This window comes from Corallococcus sp. AB049A (genome assembly GCF_003668885.1).
In the GTDB taxonomy this organism is placed as follows: domain Bacteria; phylum Myxococcota; class Myxococcia; order Myxococcales; family Myxococcaceae; genus Corallococcus; species Corallococcus interemptor.
Map to the genome: position 1 here is coordinate 1 of NZ_RAWL01000353.1, position 9,189 is coordinate 9,189.

The 9,189-nt window shown below is 68.9% G+C and carries 8 protein-coding genes; 5 read left to right on the forward strand and 3 right to left on the reverse strand.

All coding sequences use genetic code 11. From position 1 onward, the window contains the following. Positions 1 to 239 precede the first annotated feature (239 nt). The 4 genes from rpsB to frr all read left to right on the forward strand — a co-directional run bounded on the left by rpsB (position 240) and on the right by frr (position 3,590). Positions 240 to 1,208, forward strand: coding sequence for a 30S ribosomal protein S2 (gene rpsB / locus D7X55_RS29575; RefSeq protein ID WP_120551957.1), 969 nt, complete (start codon positions 240 to 242; stop codon positions 1,206 to 1,208). Positions 1,209 to 1,388: 180 nt separating this feature from the next. Then, positions 1,389 to 2,042 (forward strand): translation elongation factor Ts, encoded by a 654-nt coding sequence (gene tsf, locus D7X55_RS29580; RefSeq protein WP_014395055.1) that lies wholly within the window; start codon positions 1,389 to 1,391, stop codon positions 2,040 to 2,042. A gap of 201 nt (positions 2,043 to 2,243) precedes the next feature. Continuing rightward, on the forward strand, positions 2,244 to 2,987 hold the full coding sequence (gene pyrH / locus D7X55_RS29585; protein ID WP_120551956.1) for a UMP kinase: 744 nt from the start codon (positions 2,244 to 2,246) through the stop codon (positions 2,985 to 2,987). Positions 2,988 to 3,035: 48 nt separating this feature from the next. Continuing rightward, on the forward strand, positions 3,036 to 3,590 hold the full coding sequence (frr, locus tag D7X55_RS29590; protein ID WP_120551955.1) for a ribosome recycling factor: 555 nt from the start codon (positions 3,036 to 3,038) through the stop codon (positions 3,588 to 3,590). 69 nt (positions 3,591 to 3,659) lie between these two features. On the opposite strand, the gene cyaY is transcribed toward frr, so the two are convergent. Both cyaY and D7X55_RS29600 read right to left on the reverse strand, forming a co-directional pair. After that, the gene (cyaY, locus tag D7X55_RS29595) at positions 3,660 to 3,989 is read right to left on the reverse strand and encodes an iron donor protein CyaY (protein ID WP_121724819.1); all 330 of its coding nucleotides are present in this window, start codon (positions 3,987 to 3,989) and stop codon (positions 3,660 to 3,662) included. Positions 3,990 to 4,007: 18 nt separating this feature from the next. Further along, complete coding sequence (locus D7X55_RS29600) at positions 4,008 to 4,550, reverse strand: histidine phosphatase family protein (protein ID WP_120551953.1); 543 nt, start codon at positions 4,548 to 4,550, stop codon at positions 4,008 to 4,010. A gap of 183 nt (positions 4,551 to 4,733) precedes the next feature. On the opposite strand from D7X55_RS29600, the gene D7X55_RS29605 reads away from it, so the two are divergent. Next, on the forward strand, positions 4,734 to 5,414 hold the full coding sequence (locus D7X55_RS29605) for a hypothetical protein (protein ID WP_121724820.1): 681 nt from the start codon (positions 4,734 to 4,736) through the stop codon (positions 5,412 to 5,414). Here D7X55_RS29605 and D7X55_RS29610 read toward each other — a convergent pair whose 3' ends face one another. Next, a complete protein-coding gene (locus D7X55_RS29610; protein WP_120551951.1) occupies positions 5,415 to 9,182 on the reverse strand; it encodes an FAD-dependent oxidoreductase in 3,768 nt (1,255 codons plus the stop codon). It lies immediately after the preceding gene. Positions 9,183 to 9,189: the final 7 nt, after the last annotated feature.

Sequence of the window (9,189 nt, forward strand, 5' to 3'; positions counted from 1 at the left end):
GCCCCGGAACGCGCGGGGTGGGACACTGGGTGTGCCGAAGCTTGCGCCCCTCTTGAGCGTTCTGCTAAGGACGCCGCGCCCCGTTATGTAGAGGGGCCGGGCTTCACCGCCCGAGGCAGTCAGCAGCACCCACTACTCACACGCGTGTCACCGGTCCCCGGTGCCCCTCCACGGTGGAAGGGCCAGGACTGGCAGCGGTCTCAACGCGCGTGGCGGAACAACCGGAAGGTATACGCACCATGGATCAGCAGGATACGCAGACCCAGGCCCAGGCAATGGCCGCCGCCAGCGGCATCACGATGCGCCAGCTGCTGGAGGCCGGCGTTCACTTCGGCCACCAGACCAAGCGCTGGAACCCGAAGATGAAGCCCTACATCTTCGGCGCCCGTAACGGCATCTACATCATCGACCTGCAGAAGACCGTGACCATGGCCCGCGCGGCCTTCCGCTTCGTGGCGGACATCACGGCGCGCGGCGGGTCCGTGCTCTTCGTCGGCACCAAGAAGCAGGCCCAGGACGTCATCCAGGAGGAGGCCGCCCGCGCCGGTCAGTTCCACGTCACCAGCCGCTGGCTGGGTGGCACGCTGACGAACTTCAAGACCATCAAGCAGGGCATCGACCGCCTGAAGACGCTTGAGAAGATGGCCGAGGACGGCACCTTCGAGGTGCTGCCCAAGAAGGAAGTCGCCCAGCTGGAGCGCGAGCGCGAGAAGCTGGAGAAGAACCTGGGCGGCGTGAAGAACATGGGGAAGCTGCCCCGCTGCGTGTTCGTCATCGACCCGAAGAAGGAGCACATCGCCATCCACGAGGCCACCCGCCTGGGCATCCCGGTGATCGGCCTGGTGGACACGAACTGCGATCCGGACGGCATCGACTTCGTCATCCCGGGCAACGACGACGCCATCCGCTCCATCAAGCTCTTCACGTCCAAGATCGCGGACGCGTGCCTCGAGGGTGCGGCGCGCTACCGTGCGTCCGGCGCCGCCGAGCGCGACGAGCAGGAGGAGCGCGAGGGCCGTGACGACCGCGGCGACCGCCGTGACGACCGCCGGGGCCCGCGCCGTGGCGACCGCCGTGACGACCGCCGGGGTGGTGGTGGTGACCGTGGCGGTGACCGCCGCGGCCCCGTCGTGGAGATGAAGGCCACCGCGGCCCCCACGGAGCAGGCGCCCGAGGGCGGCGGCGAGGCCCCGCCGGCGGCGGAGTAACCGCCCGCGCTTCTCCGCTTCCCCAACGCGGTATCCGGAGTTCGGCCGGGCGGCACCTCTCAAGGCCCGCTGTCCGGCCGTCTCCATTTTCTACGTCCCTGGCGTCAGTACCCAGAAACCCAGTCCTCCGCCCCCGGCGCACGCCGCCAGGCTCGGAGCCGATGAAGAAAGAGATACGACATGGCTGAGATCACCGCCCAGATGGTGAAGGACCTCCGCGAGCGCACCAACGCGGGCATGATGGACTGCAAGAAGGCGCTGGCCGAGTCCGGTGGCGACTTCGAGAAGGCCGCCGAGTGGCTGCGCAAGAAGGGCATCTCCAAGGCCGAGGGCAAGGCCGGCCGCGTCGCCGCCGAAGGCATCGTGACCTCCTACATCCACGGCGGCCGCATCGGCGTCATCGTGGAGGTCAACTGCGAGACGGACTTCGTCGCCCGCAACCCGGACTTCCAGGACCTGGCGAAGGAAGTGGCGATGCAGATCGCCGCGGCCAACCCCAAGTTCGTCCGCCGCGAGGAGGTCCCCACCGAGGCGATGGACAAGGAGAAGGAGATCCAGCGCGAGCTGCTCAAGCAGCAGGGCAAGCCCGAGGCGATGCTGGAGAAGATCCTCGTGGGCAAGATGGAGAAGTACTACGAGGGCGTCTGCCTGGTGGACCAGCTCTGGGTGAAGGACGACAAGAAGAAGGTCGGCGAGATGATCAACGAGCGCGCCGCCAAGATTGGCGAGAAGGTCTCCGTGCGCCGCTTCGTCCGCTACGAGGTGGGTGAGGGCATCGAGAAGAAGAAGGACGACCTGGCCGCCGAGGTCGCCAAGACGCTGGGCCAGGCCTAAGCGCCTCCCGCCGCACCGCAGCTCCCTCAGGGCCGCGTGCCTGGGGCTCTTCCTCACCCGGGGAAGGGCGCCGGGAACGCGGCCCTTGGTATTCCAGGACCCGCTTTCTCCGCGTCCGTCCGCCCGGCATCTGACGGTGCGGCACGCGTCACGACTTCCGTCGTTGCCTGGGCGCGGGGCGGGGGATAGAAGCGGTCGCGTATGTCCGAATCCACCTCTCCCTACAAGCGCATCCTCCTCAAACTGTCGGGCGAAGCCCTGATGGGCGAGGGGAAGTACGGCATCCACCCGCCCACCCTCACGCGCATCGCGGAGGAAGTGGCCGAGCTGTCGCGGACGGGCCTGGAGATCGCCCTCGTGATTGGCGGCGGCAACATCTTCCGCGGCGTCGCTGGCGCCACGGAGGGCATGGACCGCGCGAGCGCGGACTACATGGGCATGCTCGCCACCTGCATCAACTCCATGGCGCTGCAGGACGCGCTGGAGAAGCAGGGGCTGAAGACGCGCGTGCAGTCCGCCATCAAGATGGAGCAGATCGCCGAGCCCTACATCCGCCGGCGCGCCGTGCGGCACCTGGAGAAGGGCCGCGTCGTCATCTTCGCCGCGGGCACGGGCAACCCCTACTTCACCACGGACACGGCCGCGTCCCTGCGCGCGATGGAAATCAACGCGCAGGTCATCCTCAAGGCCACCAAGGTGGACGGCGTCTACAACGCGGACCCGAAGAAGGACCCGACCGCGAAGCGCTACCGGACGCTCACGTACATGGACGTCCTCAAGCAGAACCTCAACGTGATGGACTCCACGGCCATCTCGCTGTGCATGGACAACAAGCTGCCCATCATCGTGTTCGACCTGGGCACGCGCGGGAACATCCAGCGCGCCGTCACGGGCCACGGCGAATTCGGCACGGTTGTCGGCGCGGCCGAGACGGTCTGGGCCTGAAACCCCGAGCAGGACAGCGACCCACCCCATTTCTGGAGGAGACTCACAATGGCTGACGCCGCCGCGGAACTGAAGACCCGTATCGACAAGGCACTGGACTCCCTCAAGCAGGACCTGTCCAAGGTGCGCACCGGCCGTGCGTCCACCGCCATCCTGGATGGCATCAAGGTGGACCAGTACGGCAGCCCCACGCCCCTGGCCGGCGTGGCCAGCATCAACGCGCCGGAGCCCCGCCTCATCACCATCAAGCCCTGGGACAAGAGTGTCCTGAAGGACATCGAGAAGGCTCTGCGCGAGGCCAACCTGGGCATCAACCCGATGAACGACGGTGAGATGATCCGCCTGCCGTTCCCGCCGCTCACCGAGGAGCGCCGCAAGGACATCGTGAAGCAGGTGAAGGCGCGGGGCGAGGAGTCCAAGGTCGCCATCCGCAACATCCGCCGCGACGCGAACGAGGCCCTCAAGGCTCAGCAGAAGGACAAGAAGATCACCGAGGACGACCTCAAGCGCCGCACCGAAGAGGTCCAGAAGACGACCGACGCCGGCATCAAGAAGGTGGACGAGATGCTCGCGGCGAAGGAGCAGGAAGTGATGAAGGTCTGAGGCAACCGCCTCGAGGCCGGGGGCTCGTGGCCAGGCGCCACGGGCCTCCGCGGCCCGGCTCAGCCCTGCTCAAGCCGAGTAGGTGAGTGCTTCGCCGGTGAGGTGACGCACCACGCCGGACACGAAGGCGAACAGCTCCAGCCCCTTGCCCTTGTCGTCCTTCCAGGCGCGGGTGGCGTCGTCGTGGCTGAAGTGGATGCCCTGGCCCTGGCCGGCCACCCAGATCTGCCAGACGGCGCGCTGGGTGTTGATGATGCACTTCTCACCGGACGCGGCCGTGAGCGTCACCTTGTCACCGGTGGCTTCGGCTTCCAGCACGTCCGGGTCGAAGGTGTCCGCGGCCGCCAGGATGCGCTTGAACGCGGCGGCCACGAGCGAGTTGTAGCGGGCTTCGTCCATGGCCGCGCTTCCGTTACGTCACTGGATGACGTCGAGGACCTGCTGGCCGGGGGCGGCGTAGAACAGGAACTTCAGGTGCTGCGCCGGGGGGTTCTCCCCCTTCTCGCCGGGCACCTGGTCTTCCGTGCTGGTGGGCGTGTCCGGCCACTCCATGGCGATGACCGTGCCGGGGTTCACCGGCTTGGGGAAGGACTGCATCCCCAAGAGGTGCGCCGCGAGCGCGCCCATGGAGGGCTGGTGGCCCACCAGGACGAGGTTCTCGTCGGAGTACTCCTTGAGCACGGGCTCCACCGCGCCCACCGGCATGTCCGGCAGCAGGCAGCGGTGCACGCGCAGGAGGCCTTCATGCTTCACGGAGTGGGAGAGGATCTGCGCCGTCTGCACCGTGCGCACCAGCGGGCTGGTGAGGATGAGGCTGATGGGCCCCATGCGCTCAGACAGCGACGCGAAATGCGCGGCGACATTCGTACGGGCCTTCGCGGTCAGCGCGCGCGCCTCGTCGCCGAGACCCTCGGGGATCTCTGCGTCCGCATCGCCGTGCCTTACCAGGAAAATCCTCAAAGTCCCTCCACCGCTCGCGACAGGACCGCGGTTCGTACATGACCGTGGCCCGGTTGGTCAAAGGTAATGAATCGATTGTTCAGTGCCCGGAACAGCCTGCCCGTGGAGGGCGTTCGGGAACCGCCGTTCGCGGGGCCAGCCCGAGCATACACTGGGCACCCACTGGCGTTCACGGGAGGTGGCATGCGCAAGTTGTTGGGGTTTCTGGCCGTGGTCCTGGCCCTTTCCGCCTGTCGCAAGGATGCGGCGGAAGGCTCGGAAGGGGGCGGTGACGCCAGGGAGCCGGTCGCCCGGCTGGAAGCCGGGGAGGCGGCGGAGGAGGCGTCCCCGTCCGGCCCCTACACCGTGACGAAGGCCAAGCTGGATGCGTACGTGGGCTACCAGCGCAAGATGCTGGAGGTGTACGGGTCGCTGATGCGGGGCCTGCAGGACATGGGGCCGCTGATGGACGCGGGCACGCCCCAGGCGCTGGAGAAGGCGAAGAGCGGCCTGAAGCTGATTGAACGCAAGGCGCAGGCGGAATCCGACGCGCGCCAGGCGGCCGGGCTGTCCACGGACGAGGTCAACCGCATCGCGGAGGTCGTCACCGCCGTCATCAGCCAGCGGCAGATGGGGCGCACGCTCCAGTACGAGGAGGAGCTCAAGAAGCTGGAGGCGCTCCAGGCCCGCATGCCGGAGGAGCAGCAGAAGGAGCTGGCGCCGCAGGTGGAGTCCATGCGCCGCCAGGTGGAGACCTTCCAGAAGCTCCCGGAGGCGCGCCAGGAGTTCGGCGACGCCAACGTGGACGTGGTGCTGACCCGCGAGACCGACCTGACGAAGAACTACCAGGACATGCTCAAGGCCTTCGCGGGCGTGCGGCGGTAGCTATACGCGCTTGAGCCCGGGCGCCTTCTTGAGCAGCTGCGCGAGGAAGGCGTCCCCCTGCTTCTCCAGCACGGTGTTGCCCCGCAGGCGCTGGCCCAGGTTGACGAAGTCCACGTGGTCCAACCGCTGGTCCTGGTTGTAGCAGGAGAAGACCCACGTCTCCTTGCCGGTGGCGGGGTCCACGTGCCGCTGGAGGCACTGGGCGCAGATCTCCTTCATCATGCACTGCATGGGGGAGTTGATGGACCCGATGGCCTCGTGGCCCGGCTTGAGGAACGGCTGGAGCACGCCGTGCCGCGCCTCCGCCACCGCGCGCATCATCCGGTCCGAGCCGATGGCGATGACGCGGTCCACCTCGCTCAGGGAGATGACGGGCTCAACGCCCAGCCTGCCTTCCGCGTACGCCACCAGGGCCTGCACCACGTTGCCCCGGAAGGCCGCGTCCTGGGGGCGGCGCACGTCCAGCAGGTCGCCTGCGTCCACGGACCAGATGACCTGGTCCGTGCCGGCTTCGATTTCGTCCTGCTTGAACGCGTCCGCCTTCAGCCGGTAGCCCGCGAAGTACACCACGCGGCAGCCCGCAGCCTTGAGCGAGCGCGCGATGGAGAAGAGCACCGCGTTGCCCAGGCCGCCGCCCACCAGCACCACCGTCTCATTGGGGGCAATCTCCGTGGGGGCGCCGGTGGGGCCCATCAGCACGACGGGCTCGCCGGGCTTGAGCGCGGCGCACAGGCGCGACGAGGAGCCCATCTCCAGCACGATGGTGCCCATCAGCCCCTGTTCCTTGTCCACCCACGCGCCCGTGAGGGCCAGGCCCTCCATGGTGAGGCGCACGCCGTCCACGAGCGGCGCGTTCCGCTCGAAGTTCTGGAGCCGGTAGAACTGGCCGGGGGAGAAGTGGCTGGCGGCGAAGGGCGCCTTCACCACCACCTCCACGATGGTCGGCGTGAGCCGGTTCACCCGCACGACGCGGGCGAGGAACGCCTCGTCCAGCTTCGCGAAGTGGGCGGCGCGCTGGGTGTCTCGCGCCTCCTGCGCGGCGGTGTCGCGGAAGTCCAGGCCGGCGACCTCCTTCGCGAACAGGCGCGCCACCTGCGGGTGGCCGTCCTTCGCGCTGGCCATGGCCTTCACCACGTTGCCCGCGTAGGCCGGGTGGTTGTCGCCGTAGAAGGACACGAAGCGGCCGTCGCGCTGGTAGGACGTGAAGAAGCCCACCTTCGCGTTGGGGTCCTCCTGCGCCTCCACGGGCTGGAGCGTGAAGCCGCTGCCGTCGTCCACCAGCTCGTGGCCCTGGAAGTACTCCTTCGCCGCGTCCAGCTGGAAGGTGCCCGGGTACTCCTTCTCGTAGGTGACGTTGGGGGACGTGCCCGCGGCCACGCAGACCGTCCTCGCGGGCAGCTCGAAGAACTGGCCGCTTCCCTTGAGCCTGCCGTCCACCGTCACCATGCGCTCGAAGCGGATGGCGCGCACCGCGCCGGTGTCATCCGGCAGCGCCTCCGTGGGGCTCATCCGCTCGATGAAGCGGATGCCCTCCTCCAGGGCCTTGGACACCTCTTCGTGGTTGAGGCGGTAGGCAGGCGACTCGGTGAGGCCCCGGCGGTACACCAGACTCACACCGCCCCAGGCGCGCACCAGGTGGATGAAGTCCGGGGCGCGGCCTTCGGCGTGTGCCTTCTGGCGCTCCGCCCGGACGGCGCGGCCGTGCGTGAGGAAGGTCTCGTAGGTGGCGCGCTCCTCCGCGTCCAGGCGCGCGAGGACGCTGTCCTCGCCCAGGTCCGCCACCAGCTTCTCGTGGCGCTCCAGCGTCTTCTCCACCTGCACCGGGTAGTAGGCCATCAGCTCCGTGGCGGTGTCGATGCCGGTGAGGCCTCCGCCGATGACGATGGCCGGCAGCCGCACCTGCAGGTTCGCCAGCGCGTCGCGCTTGAAGGCGCCCGTGAGCTGCAGCGCCATCAGGAAGTCGGACGCCTTGCGGATGCCCCGGATGAGGTTGTTCTTCATCCCGATGAGGGTGGGGCGGCCCGCGCCCGCGGCGATGGCCACATGGTCGAAGCCCAGCGCCCACGCGTCCTCCACCGTCAGCGTGCCGCCGAAGCGGATGCCGCCGTGGATGCGCAGGCCCTCGCGGCGCGCGAGCGTCAGGTGGATGAGCGTGAGGAAGTTCTTGTCCCAGCGCACGGTGATTCCGTACTCGGACACGCCGCCGAAGCCCTCCAGCACGCGCTCGTCCAGCTCGCGCGTGAGCTCTCGCCAGTCGCGGATGGGCTGGAGCGCGTGGCCGTTGCGGCCCACGAGTTCGTCCGGGAACGGTTCAATCTTGAGGCCGTCCACGCCGGTGACGGCGAACCCTTCGTTGAGCAGGTAGTGCGCCAGCGTGTAGCCGGCGGGGCCCAGGCCCACCACCAGCACGTTGCGGCCCACGTAGGGCAGGGCGTACGGGCGCCGCGGGTTGAGCGGGTTCCAGCGCGTGAGCAGGCCGTAGATTTCAAAGCCCCACGGCAGGTCCAGCACGTCGGTAAGCGTGGCCGTCTCCGCCAGCGGGATGTTCACCGGCTCCTGCTTCTGGAAGATGCAGGCCTTCATGCAGTCGTTGCAGATGCGGTGGCCGGTGCCCGCGCACATGGGGTTGTCCAGCGTCACCATGGCCAGCGCGGCCACGGAGTCACCCTCGCGCTTGAGCGCGTGGGCTTCGGAGATGCGCTCGTCCAGCGGGCAGCCGGTGAGCGGGATGCCCAGGGGGTTCTTCTTGAACGAGTGCCCCTCCGCCACCGGGTCCTTCGCGGGGAAGCCCTTGCTGCACGAGTCCTTCTGCCGCTCGTGGCAGAGGACGCAGTAGTCCACCTCGTTCATCACGTCGCGAGGCGTGCCCCGGCGGTCGGTGAGCTTGAAGCCGTCGCGGTGGCGCAGGTGGTGCTCCAGGCCCTCCGCCAGCTCCTCCATCCCGGCGTCCGGGCGCCGCAGCTGCACCAGCTGGTCGAACACCAGGGGCTTGGGCAGCCGCAGCGTGGGCCAGGAGTGGAAGAGGGCCCGGGTCTCCGGGTGCAGCGCGCGGGCGTACGTCCACCGGTCCGCCAGGGACAGCAGCGCGCGGACGGACTGGAGCTCCGCCGCGTCGTCGCCCTTCGTCACCAGGCTGGAGCCGAACGCGTCCAATCCCTCGGGCGTGGCCGTGAGCGCGGCGCGCAGGGTGGCCCAGCGCTCGCGCAGGGCAGGGGCGCGGTCCTGGTGCGCGGGCGCCAGGTTGCCGGAGAAGAGCCGCTCCAGTTCGAGCAGCGTGAGGATGGACTCCGCGAGGCCTCGCTCCAGGTCGCCGTGCGCGAGCGCGTCCGGGAAGCCCAGCTGCATGAGCAGGCGCATGCGCCCATCCAGCGACGGGAACTCCGCGAGCGCCGGGCGGTCCTGCGCGCCCTTCTTGAAGACGCGGCGGGTGATGAACTCGCGCTTGAAGTCGAAGAGGGGCAGCTCCCCGCGCAGGTGGCGGGCCAGCCGCTCGGATTCCGGCTCGATGCGGAAGAGCGTGGCGACGAAGCGCGAGACGTGGCGGGCCACCTGGATGAGCAGCTCGGATTCAGCCGGGCCGGTGGGCGTGGTGCCGCCGGACTTGCGCCAGGCGTCGAAGGCCTGGAACAGGCCGGGGGCATCGCCCTGGAGCTGTGCGTCGAAGCGCTCCGCCAGCCGGCGCAGGCCGCTGGGAGCGTACAGGTCCTCGAAGCAGAAGCCGGGCAGGCCCAGGTGGAGCGAGGGGGTGGGATTGTTCAATGCGCGCATGTCAGGG

What these genes read in the sequence shown, in the direction of transcription:
- rpsB (WP_120551957.1), top strand. Translation starts at nt 240, where the DNA reads ATGGATCAGCAGGATACGCAGACCCAGGCCCAGGCAATGGCCGCCGCC.
- tsf (WP_014395055.1), top strand. Translation starts at nt 1,389, where the DNA reads ATGGCTGAGATCACCGCCCAGATGGTGAAGGACCTCCGCGAGCGCACC.
- pyrH (WP_120551956.1), top strand. Translation starts at nt 2,244, where the DNA reads ATGTCCGAATCCACCTCTCCCTACAAGCGCATCCTCCTCAAACTGTCG.
- cyaY (WP_121724819.1), bottom strand. Translation starts at nt 3,989, where the DNA reads ATGGACGAAGCCCGCTACAACTCGCTCGTGGCCGCCGCGTTCAAGCGC.
- frr (WP_120551955.1), top strand. Translation starts at nt 3,036, where the DNA reads ATGGCTGACGCCGCCGCGGAACTGAAGACCCGTATCGACAAGGCACTG.
- D7X55_RS29605 (WP_121724820.1), top strand. Translation starts at nt 4,734, where the DNA reads ATGCGCAAGTTGTTGGGGTTTCTGGCCGTGGTCCTGGCCCTTTCCGCC.
- D7X55_RS29610 (WP_120551951.1), bottom strand. Translation starts at nt 9,182, where the DNA reads ATGCGCGCATTGAACAATCCCACCCCCTCGCTCCACCTGGGCCTGCCC.